Here is a 22,902-nt window from a genome sequence, read left to right on the forward strand (position 1 = left end):
CAAATAATCAGAACTTTACCCATATAATTTTAAAGGTATATCCCATAAATAGGTTCAGTCTAGAAGATTATATAGTAATTCGTCTACTCAACTTTATTTGTATACCCTTAAAAAATTATCATCTTGAAAACGAAAAACATCTACGTTAATGAAATCAACCGGCTTCTTACTGATTATTTGAAAGAGATTGATCAGTCCAACCTTACGCCACTCTCCGCAAAAATTTATCAGACGCAATCCACAAACTTCGTAAGATGGATTATGGGAGAATACAAACCCGGATCATCAAAAAAATAATTTGCATTCCTATTAAATTATTACAATAACCGGCCGTTATAAGGCCGGTTACATTTAAGCCTGGTAAAACCCATAAAACTAAAATATGAAAATTCCGAATCGTTTTATTGTCGTGGACGATGACACAACAAATAACCTTGTTTGTAAATATGTAATTCACAGATTCAATAACAATGCTGACGTTCAACTATTTACTGACCCTGAAAAAGCATTGGAAATTATTAAAGACAGCTCAGCCAGTGCGGAAGTGGAGACCGTATTATTTCTTGATCTTAACATGCCTACTATGAGCGGGCCGGAGTTTCTGGAAGAATTTGAAAATTTTAATCAGGATGTTCAAAAACAGATCAGCATTTATATACTTACTGCTTCACTTGATCTGGGTGACAGAGACAGGGCAGAAAGAAATGTATTTGTAAAAGGATATCTGCCAAAGCCGTTAAGCATGGAAACAATGAATCAGATATTTGGTTAAAATACCTGATTCATTTTTATAATCGTTCGTGCAGAATATCCATTAAATATTTATTCTTTTTTCAGATAGGAATCAATAAAACCTTCCAGTTCCTTGCCGTGCAGGTTCAGTGCTATAATGAATCCCTTTTCATCTACAAGCACATTATATGGAAGTGCTTCAATATGATAGGTTTGTGCCACGGGTGAAGTCCAATATTTTAAATCGCTGACCTGAACCCAGGCCATATTAAACTTCCGGATCGACTTTTCCCAGGCCTCTTTTTTATTGTCGAGCGATACACCAAAAATTTCCAGGCCTATCCCGCCACTTTTTAAATGATTGTATTTGGTATATAATTTTTTAAGCTCAGGCTGCTCCTCAACGCAGGGAGCACACCAGGTAGCCCAAAAATCGATCAATACCAGGTTTCCACGCAATGACGAAAGTGCTGTTTTTTCTCCTTTGATATTAGGCAACTCTATTTCCGGCGCCATTTCTCCAGTTCTGATCCTGGTTTCCTGTGCTTGTATTTTACTTCCAAAAATCAGAATAGTTAAAAGAAGAAAAACGGTTTTAATTTTTTTCATTCAAACACATTTTAGTCATTCACCGGATAACCTTTATCAATCCAGTCTGTTTTAATATTTTTGGGAATATTCAAGAGCCTGGCATTGGTAAAACCCATGTCTTTTAACTGGTTAAATGCCGGTCTGATATTCGGGCATTTGTCAAAAGGGCAACATCCGCAGTAAATCACGACTTCTTTGTTTTTATCTGATTTTGCAAGCGTTTTTTCCAGTGCCTTGATATTTGTCTTTTCCTTTCCCGGCCCCACATCTACTGAGCCTTTAATAACTGCCTGCGGGCCAATGTTAATAATCAGCGGCTTCGGCTTACCCGGAGCATTGATCTGGTCGGCCAGCTCCTGCGTTGCTATCAGCTGGGATTCGGTCCAGGGCTCTTTTGCCGTCTGGGCCTGAACAGCAGCTGAAAATACCAGCATGAAAATGAAGCTGAAATACGGTGTCAATTTTTTCATATTCTTTTGAACCTGTTTGAAGATTTTTTTAATTTGTTTATGCCATTTACCGGCAACTGTCCCGCGGCTGAAAATGGGATGCCGGATAAATTTTCCATGGTAAAATTAGCCTTGTTTTGATCAAAATGAGCAATAAACCAATTTTAATATAAAAACAGGCGCTTAAAAATCTGTACTTTTTGCTAATTCCTTGATATCACTTATTTCCAGTATTTGCTTGGGATAACCCATTATTACCGCATTGACCATCGAACCGGCCAGTTCATGCATGGTAACTGCTAGTTTGGGAAACAAAAAGGCAATCGTTTTGACAATTAGTTTATAAGCAGTTTTTGCATTTTGCTGCTCCCTGGCCGGAATCATAGCGCCAGGACGAAAGTTAAATTGTTTTTTGAAAGGTAATTTCATCAGCGCATTTTCAGTTTTGCCCTTTACCCGTGCCCACATCGCCCTTCCCTTTTCAGAACTATCGGTATGGCTTCCGGAAATAAAATTGAAAACTATTGCAGGATTCACCGCAATCAGTGCTTCCGCAAAATGAATGGTCGTATCATAAGTAATGCGCGTATATTTCTCTTCATTCATTCCCGCTGAACTGATGCCGGAACAGAAAAAACATGCGTCGTAGCCTGTAAGCCGTTCTTTTACCGAATCGAGATGCATAAAATCAGGAACAATCAACTCCTTTAATTTGGAATGCTGAAGGTCAGAATGTTTACGGTTGACCATCAAAACTTCTTCAATATGTATGTTGTTCAAAGATTCCAGCAGTATTCCTTCTCCAACAAATCCGGTAGCGCCGGTAAGGATTATTTTTAAATTTTTGTGCTTCACTATATTTCGCTTTTTTCACAAAAGTCGCTATAAAAATCCTGATCTGTTTTGTTGTAAGGCTCTAATTACTTTGCTGAAGGGATCATTTTCTTTAAACTCATAAAAGTCGAAACTATTTTACAACAAATTTATAGGTAGTGACAATACTGTTTTTGTTTTCGGTTTTAAGAAAATATATTCCTGCTGACAAGTGGTTTAAAATTAACTGATTGTCCATTTTGTTTCCGGTTTTGTGAAATACAAGTTTGCCGGCAACATCAGAAATTTCAATACCGACAACTGAATCCCAGTCTGGCGAATTAACAGTAAGTTTTTCAGAAGCAGGATTTGGATAAAGTATTCCATTGTACGTTTTTTAAATTCAATACTTCGTATCTGGCTGTAGGTAAATGTTGCATCCCGATTGTTCACTACGCGGTCGACCATCTTCAGACGGTAATAATTATTGGAATTTACAGGATTAGCGTGCATAAAAGAATAATCCTGCCTGACATTTGTATTGCCAAAAGATTTGACGCTGCCAATGATTGCCCATGATTTAGCATTGATACTATGCTGAATATCAAAACGTTCGCTATTTATTTCTTCAACCGTAGACCAATTCAGAGAAACACCCATACCTTCTTTATTGGCCCTGAAAGAAATGAGGGTTACCGGAAGGGCACCCGATAAATTTAACAGGGCATGTCCAGTATTTGAACTTACAGCACCGGAATTATCCACTACAACAAAAGGGATATCAATAAGGACCTGGCTGTCGGAAGCCGGGTCAATTGCAATGGAAACAGTAGGATTTCCGTTTCCGTCAGTCGGTACTGTCAGGTCCAGTAAGGCATTGACCTCTTCGGAGATCGTTTTGTTAAATGAGGTTTCGGCAACTGTAATACTCATGGCTTCGTCAGGAAAATTGGTTATTCTCAATCCTGCTATGCTGCCGTCCATATCCAGGCTGGGTAACATACTGGTAAATGAATTGGGCGGTACAATAACATTGGCTTCGCCCGATTCATTTGGGAAAGCAGTACTTCCTGCGCCAGCATCCGGCAATTGCTGCAGGCCAAAATCCATTCCGGTGCTAATGCCGGTACTGCTCAGCGATATCTGTAAAAGTCCGTCAGGTGTTCCGTCACCAGTCTCGCTCCCTTCGGCGGTACTCGCCCAGCCCACCGGCAAGGTTGAAACCGCACCTGTTATAGTGCCGGCTATACCCTGTACAGTGCTGATCAGCAGGTCAAAATCTGTGTTGAACTGCAAACCATTAGCCGTTCCAAATATATAACTGCCGTTAATTACAGCAGAGCTTCCGGAAACAAAACCGGTAGCATGTTCAATCAGATTGACATACAACTGTCTGCTTTCAATCTCACTTACAGGCGTTCCGTCCAGGAGTCCGTTGGTAATTCCGTTAGGATCATGGATTACATTTCCGGTAATGGTGATATCGGTAAAAAACATGGTCAAAGTGGCTTCATTGGTGCTCAATGATCCGGCAGCATCAATTTGTTTGTAATTAAATGAAAATGTCAATGCCCCGTCATCTACATCCACACTCAGCAATGCAGGGTTGTAAATAGCAATGACCGGATTTTCAGGATTTACGGCAACATTGTTATAATACAAAACACCGTTTACAGGAAGGCTTGTTAACCTGATCCCATTTCCCTGTCCGCCTTGTAATACTGCCTGTTCAGGATCGGTACCGCTTAAAGTTGGCACAATTACTTTTTGTAAACCACCCGGATTAGCCTGTGGAGCGGCCGTTACCGGTATAGCAACCGGAGGTATATTGAGGCCGAAATTTGCATTGGTTATCGGAGCCGAACCCACGGTAAGACTTAGCTTTCCGTCATTTAACAAATCACTTCCCGGGTTAGCGTCCAGATTTTCCCCGACACTGGTATAGCCTCCAGACGGAAAAGTAGCAGCTGTAAAAACGGTCCCGGGTATCTGTTGTTCATTGGCAATGTAAAGAATGTAATTTCCCGGTATTGCCGTTCCAAAGGTATATGCACCTCCCGCTGCAATTCCCTGACTGGCAATAACCTGGTCATTTGCAGGATTTACCAAAACGGCGTAAACAGAATTAGCCGGAAACTGCCCGACCGCTGAATTTGCACTGATGGTATTAAAATCTGTCGTGCCTGCCAAACCGTTCTGATCCCGGTAAATATGGCCGCCGATGGTCACACAGTTAATAGTAGCAGTAAAAACAGCATTTGGACTTTTGAAAGTAGAATTGATCACATTGACCGTAAACCGTCGGTCCCCCGCTGTTGGCACATCTGAAAAGTCATTGTAGCGGAGGGCATCGAGCAATGTTTCAGCCTGCACATTTGTGAAAGTAATTCCGCCGCTGGTTTTTGTAAAAGCAATTTTGTTGGTAACAATGCCGGAAATGGCGGTAAAGCTTTTGGTGTACCGGAAGGTAACTCCACCGATTTCCAGAGAATCTACGGAGCCTGATGTGAAATTAAGTGCATGCGCCGCTATGCCGGATGTCGTTCCGTTTATCAGTAATTGCTCATTTGCACCGTCTTTTATATCAGTACGTAAGTAACTTATATCCAGCTCGGTCAGGTTGTTGGAAGCCGAAATATTTGTTTGTGAAGGTTTGGTAAATGATAATGTGGTACTGCACGCTGCTCCCTCATTTGCAACACCTACAACGCCTGTGTTAAGATCCACAGAAGGACTTGTAGTGGTAACCGACGTAAAAACAGAACCTGCGGAAAAGTCAAGGAAAAAAATGCATTACCAAGCCCTTCGGATCCTACCACAATAGAAAATCCGCTCAAATTGAGATAAGTAACCCTTACACGGGTAGCAGCGGCAGTTACATTTGCCGTATTGTTAATACTCGTCGAACGGAATTTGGTCAGATTGGAAGTTGCGTTATAAGTTGCGGCAACTGTTGGAAATGTACCTAATTCACTCGTATTAAAGCCGTTAAACTCGTTGTACTGCAATGCGCCCGGGTTACCGTTCCCATCCAGGTCATAGGTGTTCAGTATTACGTTCTGAAGAACAACGTTTACCCCGCTTTTGGTAATGCTGTTGTAAGTTCCTGAAAATATGTATTGCAGTTCATAATTGATGTAGCCGCCTCCATTTCCAAAAACGACCTGCGGCGAGAAGTAATCAGGCTTATTAGAATTGTACGCCTCCCCGGAAACTTCATTCTGGTCATAAGCGAGCCATTGCTGAACATTTACAACGGTTTTAGTCGTAACATAACAGTCAATCACATAACCGCTGATCGTTGCTACATTCTGATATAAGGTAACGTCCCCGGCAACCTGGCCTGTTGCACTGCCGTTGGGATGTGTAATAACCACGTCGGTGCCACCCAGATGGATCTGCTTGTTGGCATTGTCTAAATAATTATTGGTGACTGTCATTGTAAAGTTTGTTGCTACCGAGCCAAATGAATTAGTAGCGGTGACTGTATAAACTGTGGTTGCCAACGCCTGTGTTGCAATCCCGGAAATGATCCCGGTGCTGCCGTTAAAAGTAAGGCCGGCAGGCAGAGCAGCAAAAACAGACAGGGCATAGTTGGTTACAACACCGGAAACGGTCGGTGACACATATACGTTACTGACATTGGCGAAATAGGACAAAGGTGTCGGATAAGAAAAACCGGACGGAGCCTGCGACCAGGCCATATAATTGACAGACAGCAATAAACTGGATAGTAACAGAAAAATTGATCTTTTACCTGTCACCATCTGTAAAATGAGATAGTGCATGTGGATGTAGATGTTTATTACAAAAAATAAAAACTCAATTTTTGGTTTAGTTTATTTAAAACTACCATACTTAAACTCAAGAGAGTTTAAAGTTACCGGATGTCTTCGGCGTGGCCGAAGCACTTAATTTGTTAAAAACCATTGCAGCAGGACAAATACCTGATCCGTTGAGTGATTGTCCGGATATTGATTTTTGGAGGGATCTAATTTATTCTATAAATATATATTTTTTATAGATTTAATTGGCAATTATAGTTAACAAAAATTCTATTTTTATTAACTATAACTGTATCGCAGACAACGGCTCTCACCAATTTCCAATCAAAAAATATAGCCTGGCATTTAAATTCACTTTCTTAACACTAGCCATAAAACTCCAGGGCTTCCCGCAACTGCCCAACAATCCGTTTCCTTAAATTTCTCGGGCCGAAAATCCTCATCCTTGCACCAAAGCCCAAAATCTCCCTTTCCAATTCAAAGTTCAGGATTACTTTCATGCTGAAAACAATTCCTGCGTCGTCGCTGCTTAGTATTTTTTGTGTTGGGTGCAGGGGTTTGGTAATTACATAAGGTGCATCGGCATGATTCATCCAAAAAATCACTTCAACATCGCGCTGCCCCGGCGATTTCGTTACACCAATTACATCTGAATAATAAGTAGATAGATTTATCATTTCATTTTCACGGTAAACCTCTGTATTGTCATTCGTTAAGGACTGAAACCTGTCAAGAGCCAAAGTCAGAAGCGGTGCATTTTTCTGGTGTGATTGCCCAAGCACAAACCACCGGTTTCTGTACTCTTTTAAAAGATAAGGACTGAAACAGAAAGTATTGGGTTGCCTGGCTTTAAATGATTGATAGGTTATACAGAGCACAGTTTTAGAAACAATCGTTTTGCGGATACCTTCAATAAATTCAAGGCCTTTCAGGTTATCATTTTTCTCAAAATCGACAACCGGTAAACTTTGTGTTTTTTGTGCGTAAATCTTGTCTTCCAGTTTGCTGACCATTTCTGTAAGATCAGTAAAATGACTGAAACCTTTAAATTGTTTCAAAAGACCGGAAACTTCGCCAAGGACTTTTAAATCCTGGTGACTTAGCGGAATGTTGGTAATACTGTAATTTTTATCGGCATAAGTGTAAAACTTTTTGTCAACAACTATGATGGGCGCCTCATAACCCAGTTTATCGCTACGCATCATTTCAATATCCGCCTGTACCGAGCGGCGGCTTACACCTTTGTCAATTCCTTCAAATTCATAAAGAGCATCCGAACAGGCTTCGATAAGATCGTCCAGGGTCCATTTGCGAAACCTGTTTTGAAGACAGTTATCAATAGTCCGGTAACGGATCAGCGCATTGCGGTTTACAGGCATAGGAATTATTTTTTTGAAAAATATCAAAATAAATTGAACTACGCAAAAAGACTGCGCAGTTGGCATATTGCTTTGTTATGTCAAACGAAATAAATGTCATGGAAAAAGAAAAAATCAGTAATGGGGAATTAGGAACGCTCGGCATCAATGATCTTGATCTACTCATCGCTTTTAGCCGGGTTGCCAACGGACTTTTGCAACACGAAGTAATGGACAAGGCAACGATTATGTCAAATCTTGAAGCAGTAATTCAAAATCCAACACCATATGCTTTAAATAAGAATGGCAAATTCAAAAATATAGCGGACAAAATTATCGAACTCCGCAAAGAAGGGAAGTTTATTAAGCAGGCAAGAAGTGTTCAGCAACTGAAAGAAGAAATCATGAATTTTCCCGTTTTCGGATCTGAACTTATAGAAGTTGGCGCGCTGGCGCAAATGAAAACGGCAATTCAGTTACCTATTTCTGTTGCAGGCGCTTTAATGCCGGATGCACATCAGGGCTATGGTTTGCCTATTGGCGGAGTTCTGGCAACCAATGCTGATACGATTATTCCCTATGCCGTCGGTGTGGATATTGCCTGCCGGATGTGTCTGAGCATTTTTGATTTACCCGCTGCAATGGTGGATACAGAAAATAATAAACTGAAAACATTGCTTTTGGCTCATACGCACTTCGGAATGGGCAGCAAAACCAAGACCCATTTTGATACAACATTATTCGATCGTCCTGAATGGGATGCATTTAAAACAATTAAAGTGCTGAAGGATAAAGCTTACGCCCAGCTTGGTACATCGGGAACCGGAAATCATTTTGTAGAATGGGGTGAGCTTACAATCTCTGAAAATGCACTGGAAGGTATACCGGCAGGAAATTATCTTGCTCTACTATCCCACTCAGGTTCAAGGGGTTTTGGTGGTACGATTGCCAATACTTATTCGGGTATTGCGATGCAAAAAACGCAATTACCAAAAGAAGCAAAACAACTGGCCTGGCTGGATATGAATACCGAAGAAGGCCAGGAATACTGGCTGGCCATGAACCTGGCAGGTGATTATGCCTCGGCAAATCATCATGAAATACATAACAAAATTGCCCGTGCTTTAAATATCAATCCGGTAATGCGTATCGAAAATCACCACAATTTTGCCTGGAAGGAAAAGCTGGCTGACGGAACAGATGTAATGGTGCACAGGAAAGGTGCAACGCCTGCTGGTAAGGGAGTTCTGGGCATTATTCCGGGATCAATGAGCACGCCTGGTTTTGTAGTGCGGGGAAAAGGTGAAAAGACTTCCATCAATTCTGCTTCACATGGTGCGGGAAGATTAATGAGCCGGAGCGCAGCTTTAAAGGTCATCAATAAAGCAGAAGCAGCACAAAATCTTCTGGATAAAAATATTACACTCATCGGCTCGGGACTGGACGAAGCACCTATGGTTTATAAGGATATTCACACTGTGATAGCAGCTCAGACTGATCTGGTTGAAGTGCTTGCAAGCTTTCAGCCCAGGATTGTAAGAATGGCTGATCCAAAAGAAAAAGCTGAGGATTAAGGAGTTGTAAGTTTTGAGTTTAAAGTTCAGAGTTTAGAGTTTAGAGTTTAGAGTTTGGAGTTTGGAGTTTAGAATTCTGTTTCCTTGTTCCGGGTTTCTGAATTGACTGAGTATTTAAATAAAGATAAAATTTTTCTTACTACGCAGAAAGACTGCGCAGTGATAGTAGAAATTTGAACAACAAATAAAGAAAAGGAGGTTATTATGAAATTTAATACACCAAAAAGCAATATTACGCAGGTTGTAAATTATGAAGCAGCAAAAGCTTTCGTATTAAATCCTGCCATGCAGTTATATACTGCCGTAGTAACCTGGTCGCTGAACGATTCATTTTACGAAAAAAATGATGACCGTCTGGTAAGAATCAGAACTTTGATTGCTCAGAATGATCCTTTATTTGTTGCAAGATTAGCAGTTTATGCCCGGCACAAAATGTATATGCGGTCGGCACCACTGGTTCTGGTAACCGAACTGGCAAAGATCCATTCAGGTGATAATCTGATAGCAAAACTGACAGAAAAGGTAGTTTCCCGCGCTGATGAAATTACTGAACTTCTGGCTTGCTACCAGTTATTGAATGGGCGTACAGGTTTGAAAAAGCTGAACCGGTTATCAAAACAATTGCAGCGAGGATTATCGGCTTCGTTTAACAATTTTGATGAATACCAGTTTGCTAAATACAACCGCGATTCCGAAATCAAACTACGTGATGCCTTGTTTATAGTTCACCCAGAAGGCAAAAAATGAAGCGCAACAGCTACTGTTTAACAAAATCGCAAACAAGAAACTGGAAACGCCATATACCTGGGAAACGGAATTGTCAGCATTGGGCCAAGATAAGTTTGAAAATGATCTGGAAAAATCAGTAGCTTTTAAAAATAAGTGGGAGGAACTCATTGACAGTAATAAGTTGGGATACATGGCTTTGCTGCGCAATCTTAGAAATATTCTTGAAGCCGGGATATCGTTTGGCCATTTGCAAAAGGTATGTACTGTAATATCCTCTGCCGAAAAAGTAGCCAAGGCAAAACAGTTTCCTTTCCGTTATTTGGCTGCTTACCGGGAATTAATTAATGTAAGTTTTCCGGTGGAATCACAGGGTATTTCCGGTAAGTTGAAAAGATTATTTTCAGGAAATCTGGGTTATGCCGGCGAATTACTTGAAGCTCTCGAAAAAGCCGTGACACAAAGTGCTGCAGCGATTCAGGGTTTTGACCAAAGCACCAGCGTATTAATAGCCTGCGATGTATCCGGTTCTATGCAAACGCCGGTCTCTCCAAAATCAAAAATTCAGCTTTTTGACATTGGGTTGATGTTAGCAATGTTACTGCAATCCCGTTGTAAAAATGTTCGTGTTGGGATGTTTGGAGATAGCTGGAAAACGATTACAGTTCCTAAAAATAATATACTTGCCAACGTACAGGAATTTTACAGACGGGAAGGAGAAGTCGGATATGCTACAAACGGTTTTCTGGTGATCAGGGATTTACTGGACAGGAAAGTGGTTATGGATAAGGTGATGATATTTACCGACTGCCAGTTATGGAAAAGTATTTACGAGACAGAACATATCCATTCTTTGTGGATCCGTTACAAATGTGAAATTGCACCAAAGGCACGTTTATATCTGTTTGACCTGAGAGGATACGGACAATCGCCGTTACGGTTGATTCAGGACGATGTATATCTGCTGGCCGGATGGAGTGACAAAATTTTTTCTGTACTGAATGCGCTTGAAAATGGCAAACAGTCACTGGATGAAATAAATACCATTACAATTTAAAATGCTGGTGGTCAATTGATCACCAGCAACAATAAAAATAAGGATGCCGTAGAAACGGGTTACTTCGCTACCATTGAGGGGGTGGGCATTATGGTAAAAACCAGGATGGAGGTTCGAGTCCTCAAAGCGGTCCCTCCGTCCCGTTTCGCTTTTTGTTCTTTATAAAAAAGAAGAAGGTGTCGTAAATGTGTGTTACTTCGATCTGTCACATCCCTGGCCGCCGGTTCGATTCCGGCTCGCTGCAAAAGCAGCGGTAGCTCAGTTGGTAGAGCAGGACACCGCAAGGTGTATGTCATGCATTGCTTTTAACCCTTCTTTAAAATAGCTGAAAGATGCCGTACTCATGTGTTACTTCTCTGGTAAAACCGTGTAAACGGTACAGGTTCGAATCCTGAAACACACATCTGGCCTTTTGCTCTTTCAGATATTTTGTTTAAGAATGAATCATCAGCTTCAGACTTACAGACCTGCCTCCAGTATTACTTTACTGCCATCTTCACTCACAAAATCCAGGTGTATGTTTTTGTCTTTGATATAACCTATCTGTTTGAAACCCTTGATCATAGTAATCCTCTCTCCGGATTGGGACAATAAAACCTGACTGCCTTCCTGCTGTATATTGCCGGAAACGCTTGCGATTAAGAGGAATTTAGCCCTGTTATTGTTTATGCGCGTCAGCTTTACTCCCATGCTGATATCGTTTTGAGGAAGTTTGACCAGTTTGCCACTTATGTCCGCCTGTGTTGCTTTGTAAGTTCCCGCAATTTGCGCTCCGTAGTCGGTAGCTGTATTCTCAGGCTCATTACAGGAAATTATACCAAACAGTATTAAAGAAAGGATATATTTTTTCATAAAACTGATTTTTTTGACTTACAAGTATAGCTATTTTTAATTTATTCTACAAATTATTGTAGAATAAATTTACTTATTAAATTTATAAAATTTAAATTTTCATAATGAGCCGAATAATAGATCTATTCGGCTCAAAAATTAAATATATTTGAGCCGAATAAATAACTCATTCGGCTCATGACATATAATTGGCAGCAATATGATTGGCCAGATTTTGAATATATTCTTTCAGATGTAGAAGATTTACTGTTAAGCTTTGCAGAAGAAACCGGTCATATCAGCGGTATATTAAAAGCCGCACCGGAAAATGTAAAAGTTGAAACACTGATTGATATTATGGTTTCAGAAGCTATCAAGACCTCTGAAATTGAAGGAGAATTTGTAAGCAGGCAGGATGTAATTTCTTCTATCCATAATAATCTGGGCCTTCACCAGAAAGCTGTCAAAGACAAGCGAGCGCCCGGACTGGCGGAGCTGATGATCGATGTACGTAATTCTTATGCTGATGTTCTTACCGAGCAGAAATTGTTTGAGTGGCACAAAATGATACTGGGGCAAAGTAAGCTGATAAATTCTGGTGTATGGCGAAAAGGGAAGGAACCCATGCAGATAATTTCCGGAGCAATAGGAAAGGAAAAAATTCACTTTGAAGCACCACCATCCGATCAGGTAGAAAAAGAAATGCGCCAATTTATTATCTGGTTTAATGAAACTGCTCCAAACGGTAAAAAAGAGATTAAAAAAGCTCCCGTAAGATCAGCTATCGCACATTTATACTTTGAATCTATTCATCCTTTTGAGGATGGGAACGGCCGCATAGGAAGGGTAATAGCCGAAAAAGCATTATCTCAAACGTTAGGCAGACCTGTTATGCTTAGTTTATCGAGAAAAATTGAAGCAAACAGAAAAGACTATTATCAGACATTAGAAACAGCACAACGCAGTAATAAGATTACCGGCTGGATTAACTACTTTGTTGGAACGATCGTGGATGCCCAGATTGAAACCCAACTGTTTTTAGACTTTATACTTAAAAAATCCTTGTTTTTTGACAGAATAAAAGATAAAATCAATGACCGGCAGTTAAAGGTTATTAATAAAATACTGGAAGCCGGACCAACGGGATTTGAAGGTGGCATGACTGCAAAAAAATACATGAGTATTACTAAAACTTCCAAAGCAACTGCCACAAGGGATTTGCAAAACCTTGTTGAAATTGGCGTATTGATAGCAAAAGGAGGTGGACGAAGTACAACTTATAGTCTTAAAATGAATGAATAGGGAAATGGTGAAAAGGTGAAAGGGGAAAAGGTAAAAAGGTAAAAAGGTAAAAAGGTGAAAGGTGAAAGGGGAAAAGGTGAAAAGGTAAAAAGGTGAAAGGGAGCGATTATCCTCCTTCCTTTACCCTTGTCCCCTTCCCCCTTCCCCCTTCCTCCCTTTCCCCTTCCCCCTTCCCCCTTCTTCCCTTCCCCCTTTTAACAATTTCATAATATTAAGGTAACGCAAGCTTAACCCGCCCGCGAGACCTTTGCGGCTGAATAAAATCAGCATTATGAAAAGAGCAATATTTACAAAAACACTATCCCTGATTCTTACTATTCTTAGCATTGGGACTATTTCCTTTGCACAAAAAGGGTTGATTTCAGGGAACATTATGGATGCACAGAAACTATCCCTTCCTGGTGCTACATTGAAAATTACACCGGGTAATCAATATACAATTTCTGATACGCACGGAAAATTTGAATTCCTAAATGTGCCATCAGGAACTTACAAGCTTGAAGCAACCTATATTGGTTATCAGCCTTTTGCACAGGAAATCGTTGTGCAGGCCGGACAAGTTTTTTCAGTGGAGCTGATTATGCAGGAAGGTGGCCTGAATATAAATGAAGTAGTCATTCTGGGTGATCGCCTGAAAGGACAGGCAAAAGCACTTAGCCAGCAACGCAGCAACGAAAACATCAGTAATATTATTTCCTCTGACCAGGTTGGGCGTTTTCCTGATTCCAATATCGGTGATGCTTTAAAGCGTGTGCCGGGTATTACCATGCAGAATGACCAGGGTGAAGCACGTAACATTATTATTCGCGGCCTGGCCCCTGAACTGAATTCCGTAACCATGAACGGTGATCGTATCCCGTCTGCTGAGGGCGATAACCGCCGTGTACAAATGGACCTGATCCCGTCCGATATGATTGCAACCATTGAAGTCAACAAAACGCTGACACCCGATATGGATGCCGATGCGATTGGCGGTTCGGTCAACCTCGTAACACGCTCTGCTCCTAACGGACAGCGCTTTTCGGGTACACTTTCAGGCGGATTAAATCCAATTCGTGGAAAAGCACTTTATACAGGCGGATTTGTGTATGCCAATCGTTTTGCCAAAAATGTGGTTGGAATGGTACTGAGCGGCTCATATAATAACAATACTTACGGATCGGATGATGTGGAAGCTGCGTGGGCAAAAGATGATTTCGGCAATGTATACGCCACGGAAAACGGTATCCGAAAATATGATGTGCAACGGATAAGAAGAAGCCTGTCAGCTGCTTTTGATTTTAAATTAGGCAAAAACAGCACAATTACTGCCAATGCCATGTATAACTGGCGCGATGACCGTGAAAACCGTTACCGCTTGCAGACAGATAATATTGAACCGATATATGATGATGCCAACAATATCACCGGTTATGAAGGAAGGGTTGGACGCCAGACCAAAGGCGGAATTGACAACGGCCGGAATAATGGTGCACGCCTGGAAGATCAGCGTGTGCAGAATTACTCCATAAAAGGTGACCATTTGCTGAGCCCAAAAGTGGATATGGACTGGAGTATGAGTTATTCCACAGCCAGCGAAGACAGGCCGAATGAACGTTATATTAATTTCCGGGAAAGTGGTAATGCCTTGACCTACAATGATAACAGCCGTTCACCTCTTTTTACACCTGTTGACCTTGATCCGACTTCTTTGGGACTGAACGTGATCAGCGAGAACCACAATTTTACAAAAGAAACCGAATTCGGTGCAAAATTAAATGTAAGATTTCCTTTTTCTGTGGTCTCTGGCCAGAAAGGGCGTTTACGATTGGGAGGACGCCTTCGTTTAAAAACCAAAGACCGCGATAATATTTTCTACGAATATGTGCCTGTTAACGAAGACGATATCAGTAATCTGGGAAGTGCCGTAACGGTAAACTGGAATAGCAATAATTTTCAGGCAGGCTCCCATATTGTTCCGGGATTGTTTGCAAGCAAAAAGTATCTGGGAAACCTGAACCTGACCAATACTTCATTGTTTGAGTCAGAGGCAGTTCCAAGCGAATATCTGGGTGTTAATTATAATGCTAAGGAAAATATTGTTGCCGGTTATGTTCGCTGGGACCAGGATTTTACGGATCAGCTGACCATGATTGTGGGTGCCAGATTGGAAAATACGGCAATCGATTATACAGGAAACGTAATTGAAGATGAAGAAGAACTGACAGGCCAGCGGACTGTAAAAAACAGTTACCTGAATGTGCTTCCAAGTTTATCTTTCAAATATGATGTTACTGAAAATTTCATATTACGTGCTGCGGCTACTTCTGCACTGGCGCGTCCGAATTATTACGCGTTGGCTCCGACTATCAGTATCATTCCTGGTGATAAGGAAATCAGAGCCGGTAATCCTGATTTGAAAGCGACTTATTCCTGGAATTTTGATGTGATGGCTGAAAATTATTTTGAATCTGTAGGTATTATTTCGGGTGGTGTGTTTTACAAAAAACTGAAAAACTTTATTTACACCTATCGCAACCAGCAGTATACCTCGGCAGATTTTGCAGTGGATTTTCCAGGTGCAGATAACGCCGTTCCAACAGGTGAGCAATGGAATTTCTTCCAATCGAGAAATGGTGAAAATGTAAATGTATTCGGGTTCGAGGTTGCTTTTCAACGCCAGCTGGATTTCCTGCCGGGTTTTATGAAAAACTTCGGGATCTATACGAACTATACTTTTACAAAATCTTATGCAAACGGTATTTACAATGAAGATGGCGATGCACGTACCAACGTAACTTTACCCGGAACCGCACCGCATATGTTCAATGCTTCGCTTTCATGGGAAGACAAACGTTTCTCTGCCCGTGTTTCTGCTAATTATACCGCGGCCTACCTGGATGCATTGGGTGGCAGTGATTTTGATGATATTTATTACGATAAACAGTTTTTTCTGGATGCCAACGCAGCTTATAAGATCACTAAAAACTTCCGCATATTTGCAGAAGCTAATAATCTTACCAATCAGCCACTACGCTACTACCAGAGTGTTTCGTCCCGTACCGTGCAGGCAGAATATTACCGTCCGCGCTACAACCTGGGTATCAAGTTTGATTTGACCAAATAATACGTTTGAACAAATAAAGCATTGATTAGCCTGGTTTTCTGTCAGGCTAATCTCTTTTATAAATTACATCAATCGAAAATGAAATTATACGCATTCAGCACCCTTGTCCTTATTTCCACACTGACAATTTTATCCTGTAATAACCAGAATTCCGATAAATCTTCTGAAAATCAAAATATTAAAAGTGATACCGCCACAATCCAGCCGTTAGTAATAACGGATTCCGTAAAACACGATACGGATGATCCTGCAATCTGGCTCAACCATTCTGATCTGTCGAAAAGCCTTATCATCGGAACAGATAAAAATGAGGATGGTGCATTGTATGTATTCGATCTCAAAGGAAAAATACAGCAGGACAAAGTGGTCAGAAATTTAAAACGGCCAAACAATGTCGATATAGCCTATGGATTGAGCTTAAATGGAAAACCGGTTGATATTGCAGTAGTGACAGAACGTGAAAATAACAGAATACGCATTTTCAGTCTGCCGGATATGAAGGCGATTGATAATGGCGGAATAGAAGTTTTCAAGGGAGAAACGGAACAGGATCCTATGGGAATTTCTCTTTATACACGTCCGTCCGACAAAGCCATTTTTGCCATAGTCGGCCGTAAAACCGGGCCGGTTGATGGCTATTTGTGGCAATATCGTTTGCAGGATGATGGAAAAGGAAATGTAAAAGCTGAAGTTGTCCGAAAATTCGGGAAATACAGCGCAAAAAAGGAAATAGAATCCATCGCCGTAGACAATGAACTCGGTTACATTTATTATTCAGATGAACAGGTCGGCGTGCGTAAATATTATGCAGACCCGGACAGCAGCAACACGGAACTGGCGTTAATTGCCAATACCAATTTTACTGAAGACAACGAAGGAATTTCAATTTATAAAACCGGAGACAAAACCGGATACATTCTGGTGTCGGACCAGGGTGCTCACAAATTCCACATTTTTACCCGCGAAGGAGAAACGGGTAATCCGCATCAGCACAGGCTCATAAAAACAGTAAAAGTAGCCGCTCAGAAAAGTGACGGATCAGATGTAACCAACGTCGCCATCAGCCCGGAATTCCCAAATGGACTGTTTGTTGTTATGTCCGAAGGAAAAGTTTTTCATTACTACCGCTGGGAAGATATAATAGGAAAATCCAGGTGATTTTTTCCTGCCATTGCAATTTGCAAGTCAACATTTTTTACCGTTTTTCGGCCTGATTTAACCGCCTTTTAGTTCTACACTGAAAGGCGTATTAATTATTTGTAGAGCACTTATCATAATATGTTTATAAGTGCTCTACAAGTATAATGTAGTCAGTTATCCTAAGATAATTTGGTCAAAAATAAAAAAAATTCTAACATAATTACCTGTTAATCAATATTTTAAGAATTATTATATAAAATTCAATTTTTTAAATATATTGCCTCGCATTACAGAAGTAATTAGCGTTTTGAAACAATTTCCTAACAAAAATCCGATCAGAAATATGAAAAACGATCTATCTTAATCCTACAATAAGCTGACCCGACGATAGTCAGCCTATCCGATCTTCAGGATAAAGGAACCATTCAGGTTTCTGCACAAAAAGAAGAATAACGTGACGATAAACAATGCTAATCAGGCGCAGTTTCCGGCCATCTGGTGACAGTATAACATCATGCGTAAACGTTAAACTTCATGGCCGTTATTAAGCTGTAACCCCACCTCGCTCTATATATCCTGTAAGGCTTTTACGTGGGTATCCTGACAGTTTGGCTACTGGTTCTTCCAGTGTAGTTTTAATGGGAATCTCATCTATACTCAATCACTAAAAAAATCCTGTCGGTTTATCACGAGTGCAATTAATTCAATTATCTGTTTTTCAAAAAAAAATTATAGAAACACAGTTTACGATTTGGTTCATTTCTTCACATTTAATTTTATTAACATGTCTAGACTTACGTGCTTCCGAATAAACTTTTTAATTATTTTATTATTCAGTTTTTGTGCCGGCTTATCAGAAATTACGGCTGGCACACCTGTTTCTCCGTCCTCAAATGATGGTAAAATTATTCCGTTTGTTAAGAAACCGGTATCTCCGCTAGTTTCTGCACAACCTGGCAATTCTGCTCAGGTGCTTAACAGTGTGGCAATCACAGAAGCCGGCGGCTGTCCAGATGTGACTTTTACGCCAAATCCGCAATATGCCTTGCCTGAAGCTTACGTAGGACAACCTTATGAGGTAACGATCAGTGTTGGGGATGGATACCAATACTTTGCGGATAATCTGCCAAACGGTCTTACATTAAATCAAAGTACAGGCCAGATAAGCGGCAGTCCTAATTGGGCCGATGATTATTGGATAACAATTAAAGCCACTAAGGAATGGTGTGATTATAAAGCTAATTATAAGCTTCCTGTTAAAAAGTACTGCCCGAAACTGACGTTCACGCCAGGTAATTACGACGGTTTGCCTGTTGGCTACGCAGGACAACCCTATTCGGCACAGGTCAAGGTAGACCAGGAAGGTTATGAATTTTATGCCTATGGCCTGCCAAAAGACCTGGCGATCAGCCCTGATGGCTACATCACCGGTATCCCCAAATATCCGGGCGAATACAAGTTTAAGGTCTTTGCCACTACCAAAGAAAAGGACCATGACAAAAAAGGGTATTGCGAGGGATGGATCGAGTATAAAATCTGGATCAAAAAGTACTGTCCGCCGCTGACCTTCACGCCTGGTAATTATGACGGCCTGCCTGTTGGCTACGCAGGACAACCCTATTCGGCACAGGTCAAGGTGGACCAGGATGGTTATGAATTTTATGCCTATGGCCTGCCAAAAGACCTGGCGATCAGCCCTGATGGTTACATCACCGGTATCCCCAAATATCCGGGCGAATACAAGTTTAAGGTCTTTGCCACTACCAAAGAAAAGGACCATGACAAAAAAGGGTATTGCGAGGGATGGATCGAGTACAAAATCTGGATCAAAAAGTACTGTCCGCCGCTGACCTTCACGCCTGGTAATTATGACGGCCTGCCTTACGGCTACGCAGGACAACCTTATTCGGCACAGGTCAAGGTGGATCAGGAAGGTTATGAATTCTATTCCTACGACCTGCCAAAAGACCTGGTGATCAGCCCTGATGGTTACATCACCGGTATCCCCAAATATCCGGGCGAATACGAGTTTAAGGTCTATGCCACTACCAAAGAAAAGGACCATGACAAAAAAGGGTATTGCGAGGGATGGATCAAGTACAAGATCTGGATTAAAAAGTACTGTCCGCCGCTGACCTTCACGCCTGGTAATTATGACGGTCTGCCTTACGGCTACGCAGGACAACCTTATTCGGCACAGGTCGAGGTGGATCAGGAAGGTTATGAATTCTATTCCTACGACCTGCCAAAAGACCTGGTGATCAGCCCTGATGGTTACATCACCGGTATCCCCAAATATCCGGGCGAATACGAGTTTAAGGTCTATGCCACTACCAAAGAAAAGGACCATGACAAAAAAGGGTATTGCGAGGGATGGATCAAGTACAAGATCTGGATTAAAAAGTACTGTCCGCCACTTACCTTTACGCCTGGCAAGTACGACGGTCTGCCTTACGGCTACGCAGGACAACCTTATTCAGCACAGGTCAAGGTGGATCAGGAAGGTTATGAATTCTATTCCTACGACCTGCCAAAAGACCTGGTGATCAGCCCTGATGGTTACATCACCGGTATCCCCAAATATCCGGGCGAATACGAGTTTAAGGTCTATGCCACTACCAAAGAAAAGGACCATGACAAAAAAGGGTATTGCGAGGGATGGATCAAGTACAAGATCTGGATTAAAAAGTACTGTCCGCCACTTACCTTTACGCCTGGCAAGTACGACGGTCTGCCTTACGGCTACGCAGGACAACCTTATTCGGCACAGGTCAAGGTGGATCAGGAAGGTTATGAATTCTATTCCTACGACCTGCCAAAAGACCTGGTGATCAGCCCTGATGGTTACATCACCGGTATCCCCAAATATCCGGGCGAATACGAGTTTAAGGTCTATGCCACTACCAAAGAAAAGGACCATGACAAAAAAGGGTATTGCGAGGGATGGATCAAGTACAAGATCTGGATTAAAAAGTACTGTCCGCCGCTGACCTTCACGCCTGGCAAGTACGACGGCCTGCCTTACGGCTACGCAGGACAACCTTATTCGGCACAGGTCAAGGTGGATCAGGAAGGTTATGAATTCTATTCCTACGACCTGCCAAAAGACCTGGTGATCAGCCCTGATGGCTACATTACCGGTATCCCCAAATATCCGGGCGAATACGAGTTTAAGGTCTATGCCACTACCAAAGAAAAAGACCATGACAAAAAAGGGTATTGCGAGGGATGGATCAAGTACAAGATCTGGATCAAAAAGTACTGTCCGCCGCTGACCTTCACGCCTGGCAAGTATGACGGTCTGCCTTACGGCTACGCAGGACAACCTTATTCGGCACAGGTCAAGGTGGATCAGGCTGGTTATGAATTCTATTCCTACGACCTGCCAAAAGACCTGGTGATCAGCCCTGATGGCTACATTACCGGTATCCCCAAATATCCGGGCGAATACGAGTTTAAGGTCTATGCCACTACCAAAGAAAAGGACCATGACAAAAAAGGGTATTGCGAGGGATGGATCAAGTACAAAATCTGGATCAAAAATTACTGTCCAAAACTTACTTTCTGGCCTGCTTCCGGCTATTTACCAGAAGCCACAGCCGGGGAATACTATGAAAAACAGATCACTGTTGACAAACCAGGCTATGAATTCTACGCAGAAGGTCTGCCAGATGGCCTTAAAATCAGCAGTTCAGGTCTCATCAGTGGTTATCCTACTAAGCCTGGCCATTATGAGAAGATAATTATCATAGCCAAAAAAGGATACTGTAAGGAATCAGCTTACTACAAAATCAAGGTCAAAGATTACTATTGTCCAAAGCTGACTTTCTGGCCTAATCCTTACAATGGATTGCCTGATGCAACCGTTTGGGAATACTATGAAAAGAAAATCTCTGTTGATAAACCTGGTTATGAATTCTACGCAGAAGGCCTGCCGGATTATCTTAAAATTGACAAAAAATCAGGTAAGATCTACGGTATCCCTACAAATGATGGTACTTTTTACATAACCATCACAGCCAAAAAAGGATACTGCAAGCAAAGTGCTATCTACAAGCTTAAGGTTAAATCGGTCATCAAGTCTTACCGCTTAGCCGCAGCTGCCGATGCTTACGTACGTGATGGCAACTATTCCCACTGGAATTTTGGCAAGGAGAAATCACTGGAAGTGAAAGGATCTAAGTCTAAGGGCAAAACCCGTAATACTTACATCAAGTTCTCTCTGAATGGTTTCAGTAACATAAGTTCGGCCAAGCTAAGGATTTATGGCAGAAACGAGGATAGCAAATCTGGTGTTTATGTGGTGGCTTACGCTGTCAGCTATGACGGTTGGAAAGAAACCGAAATTACCTGGAAAAATGCTCCATCGGGCTCATATTCTATTGGCGGGGTTGTGGTAAATGATAAGAAGAAGTATTATGAGATCAATATCACCGACTATGTGAAGTCTCAGCTTGGCGACAAAGTTGTAAGCATTTTGCTTAAAGATCCTGCCAGAGAGAACAAAACTGTTAAATTTAACAGCAGGGAAAACGGTTCTAACAAGCCGCAGCTGATCATCGAAACAAATAAAGCTGCAGCTGCAACTGTGGATCTTGTAGCCGATACTGATGAGACCGACGAAACTGATGAAACAGATGAAATTAAACCTGTGGCTCGTATGGGCAGTCCTGAAATTATTGAAACAGAAATAGGCGTGGATAAATCTATGATCTATCCTAACCCTGTTCAAAAACGTTTCACATTACAGTACGCTAAACAACACGATAAAAAGGTTGCTCTTCAAATGATCAGTCAGGGAGGTAAAATCTATCCTTTGCGCACACCTGAGCGAATAGAAGCAGGATCAAAATCAGAGATTGACATTTCCAACCTGTCTCTGAGAAGTGGAATTTATCTACTTCGAATACAATCCGCTTCCAAGTCAGAAGTGATCAAAGTACTGGTTACTGAATAACAGGAAGTATCAGAGTTAAAAGTCCTCCGAAAAACTTTCGGAGGACTTTTTTATTTTTCAAATAGAAAATCTTAAAAGGATCAGGTTTAAAATCCTGATCTTTTTGGTTAATTTAGTAGCGTTTTTTATTGCTTAACAAAGGTGAATGCTTCATGTTTAAAAAAAATACTAAATTCAGTCAATTTGAATTTTCAAAAATTAAGATTCGGCACTTATTGGAAAGGAAAATTCACATTACCAATAAGTTAAAAGCCAGGGCCATATTAATTTCAGAGCAGAAAAAAGAAATGGATGTTCTGCTTGATCATTACACTGATTTCATTGAAATAAATTTATTAATCAAAAGGCATACCTGCGAGCTAATGGAACTGAGGGTAACGGATCAGGACGAGTGGATGCAATTGTTACACAAACAAAGGGAAGAGCTGGGTTCATTTGTAAACTACAAACCGGAAAGCTCTTTAACCTTTGTTCAGTGACT

The 22,902-nt window shown here is 41.3% G+C and carries 17 protein-coding genes; 10 read left to right on the forward strand and 7 right to left on the reverse strand.

Annotated elements, in window-relative coordinates; all coding sequences use genetic code 11:
- The first annotated feature begins 123 nt into the window (after nucleotides 1–123).
- Both KZC02_RS09015 and KZC02_RS09020 read left to right on the forward strand, forming a co-directional pair.
- The gene (locus KZC02_RS09015; protein WP_221393805.1) at nucleotides 124–297 is read left to right on the forward strand and encodes a hypothetical protein; all 174 of its coding nucleotides are present in this window, start codon (nucleotides 124–126) and stop codon (nucleotides 295–297) included.
- A gap of 85 nt (nucleotides 298–382) precedes the next feature.
- Entirely contained in the window at nucleotides 383–772 is a 390-nt protein-coding gene (locus tag KZC02_RS09020) for a two-component system response regulator (RefSeq protein ID WP_221393806.1), read from the forward strand.
- Between the two features lie 50 nt (nucleotides 773–822).
- Here the strand turns inward: KZC02_RS09020 and KZC02_RS09025 are convergent, their stop codons facing one another.
- The 6 genes from KZC02_RS09025 to KZC02_RS09050 all read right to left on the reverse strand — a co-directional run bounded on the left by KZC02_RS09025 (nucleotide 823) and on the right by KZC02_RS09050 (nucleotide 7,749).
- Nucleotides 823–1,341 carry a TlpA disulfide reductase family protein gene (locus KZC02_RS09025; RefSeq protein ID WP_221393807.1) on the reverse strand — a complete coding sequence of 173 codons (519 nt, stop codon included), beginning with the start codon at nucleotides 1,339–1,341 and terminating at the stop codon, nucleotides 823–825.
- Between the two features lie 11 nt (nucleotides 1,342–1,352).
- Complete coding sequence (locus tag KZC02_RS09030; protein WP_221393808.1) at nucleotides 1,353–1,793, reverse strand: rhodanese-like domain-containing protein; 441 nt, start codon at nucleotides 1,791–1,793, stop codon at nucleotides 1,353–1,355.
- Between the two features lie 162 nt (nucleotides 1,794–1,955).
- Complete coding sequence (locus KZC02_RS09035) at nucleotides 1,956–2,627, reverse strand: NAD-dependent epimerase/dehydratase family protein (RefSeq protein ID WP_221393809.1); 672 nt, start codon at nucleotides 2,625–2,627, stop codon at nucleotides 1,956–1,958.
- Nucleotides 2,628–2,739: 112 nt separating this feature from the next.
- Nucleotides 2,740–2,967 (reverse strand): T9SS type A sorting domain-containing protein, encoded by a 228-nt coding sequence (locus tag KZC02_RS33280; RefSeq protein ID WP_221394990.1) that lies wholly within the window; start codon nucleotides 2,965–2,967, stop codon nucleotides 2,740–2,742.
- A gap of 2,320 nt (nucleotides 2,968–5,287) precedes the next feature.
- A complete protein-coding gene (locus KZC02_RS09045) occupies nucleotides 5,288–6,373 on the reverse strand; it encodes a putative Ig domain-containing protein (RefSeq protein ID WP_221393810.1) in 1,086 nt (361 codons plus the stop codon).
- A gap of 362 nt (nucleotides 6,374–6,735) precedes the next feature.
- The gene (locus KZC02_RS09050) at nucleotides 6,736–7,749 is read right to left on the reverse strand and encodes a YafY family protein (protein WP_221393811.1); all 1,014 of its coding nucleotides are present in this window, start codon (nucleotides 7,747–7,749) and stop codon (nucleotides 6,736–6,738) included.
- 98 nt (nucleotides 7,750–7,847) lie between these two features.
- On the opposite strand from KZC02_RS09050, the gene KZC02_RS09055 reads away from it, so the two are divergent.
- The 3 genes from KZC02_RS09055 to KZC02_RS31630 all read left to right on the forward strand — a co-directional run bounded on the left by KZC02_RS09055 (nucleotide 7,848) and on the right by KZC02_RS31630 (nucleotide 11,085).
- Nucleotides 7,848–9,302 carry an RtcB family protein gene (locus KZC02_RS09055; RefSeq protein WP_221393812.1) on the forward strand — a complete coding sequence of 485 codons (1,455 nt, stop codon included), beginning with the start codon at nucleotides 7,848–7,850 and terminating at the stop codon, nucleotides 9,300–9,302.
- 204 nt (nucleotides 9,303–9,506) lie between these two features.
- Nucleotides 9,507–10,049, forward strand: a complete 543-nt coding sequence (locus KZC02_RS31625) for a TROVE domain-containing protein (protein ID WP_229254102.1) — start codon at nucleotides 9,507–9,509, stop codon at nucleotides 10,047–10,049.
- A gap of 79 nt (nucleotides 10,050–10,128) precedes the next feature.
- Nucleotides 10,129–11,085, forward strand: coding sequence for a TROVE domain-containing protein (locus KZC02_RS31630; protein WP_229254103.1), 957 nt, complete (start codon nucleotides 10,129–10,131; stop codon nucleotides 11,083–11,085).
- A 459-nt stretch (nucleotides 11,086–11,544) separates the two neighbouring features.
- Here KZC02_RS31630 and KZC02_RS09065 read toward each other — a convergent pair whose 3' ends face one another.
- Complete coding sequence (locus KZC02_RS09065) at nucleotides 11,545–11,937, reverse strand: hypothetical protein (RefSeq protein ID WP_221393813.1); 393 nt, start codon at nucleotides 11,935–11,937, stop codon at nucleotides 11,545–11,547.
- Between the two features lie 177 nt (nucleotides 11,938–12,114).
- Between KZC02_RS09065 and KZC02_RS09070 the strand changes: the two genes are divergently transcribed.
- The 5 genes from KZC02_RS09070 (at nucleotide 12,115) to KZC02_RS09090 (ending at nucleotide 22,900) form a co-directional block, all read left to right on the forward strand.
- Nucleotides 12,115–13,218, forward strand: coding sequence for a Fic family protein (locus KZC02_RS09070; RefSeq protein WP_221393814.1), 1,104 nt, complete (start codon nucleotides 12,115–12,117; stop codon nucleotides 13,216–13,218).
- Between the two features lie 271 nt (nucleotides 13,219–13,489).
- A complete protein-coding gene (locus tag KZC02_RS09075; protein ID WP_221393815.1) occupies nucleotides 13,490–16,324 on the forward strand; it encodes a TonB-dependent receptor in 2,835 nt (944 codons plus the stop codon).
- A gap of 78 nt (nucleotides 16,325–16,402) precedes the next feature.
- Entirely contained in the window at nucleotides 16,403–17,482 is a 1,080-nt protein-coding gene (locus KZC02_RS09080) for a phytase (protein WP_221393816.1), read from the forward strand.
- A gap of 766 nt (nucleotides 17,483–18,248) precedes the next feature.
- Nucleotides 18,249–22,421, forward strand: coding sequence for a putative Ig domain-containing protein (locus tag KZC02_RS09085; RefSeq protein WP_221393817.1), 4,173 nt, complete (start codon nucleotides 18,249–18,251; stop codon nucleotides 22,419–22,421).
- 215 nt (nucleotides 22,422–22,636) lie between these two features.
- Nucleotides 22,637–22,900, forward strand: coding sequence for a hypothetical protein (locus KZC02_RS09090; RefSeq protein ID WP_221393818.1), 264 nt, complete (start codon nucleotides 22,637–22,639; stop codon nucleotides 22,898–22,900).
- Nucleotides 22,901–22,902 lie beyond the last annotated feature (2 nt).

It is taken from the genome of Dyadobacter sp. NIV53, assembly GCF_019711195.1.
In the GTDB taxonomy this organism is placed as follows: domain Bacteria; phylum Bacteroidota; class Bacteroidia; order Cytophagales; family Spirosomataceae; genus Dyadobacter.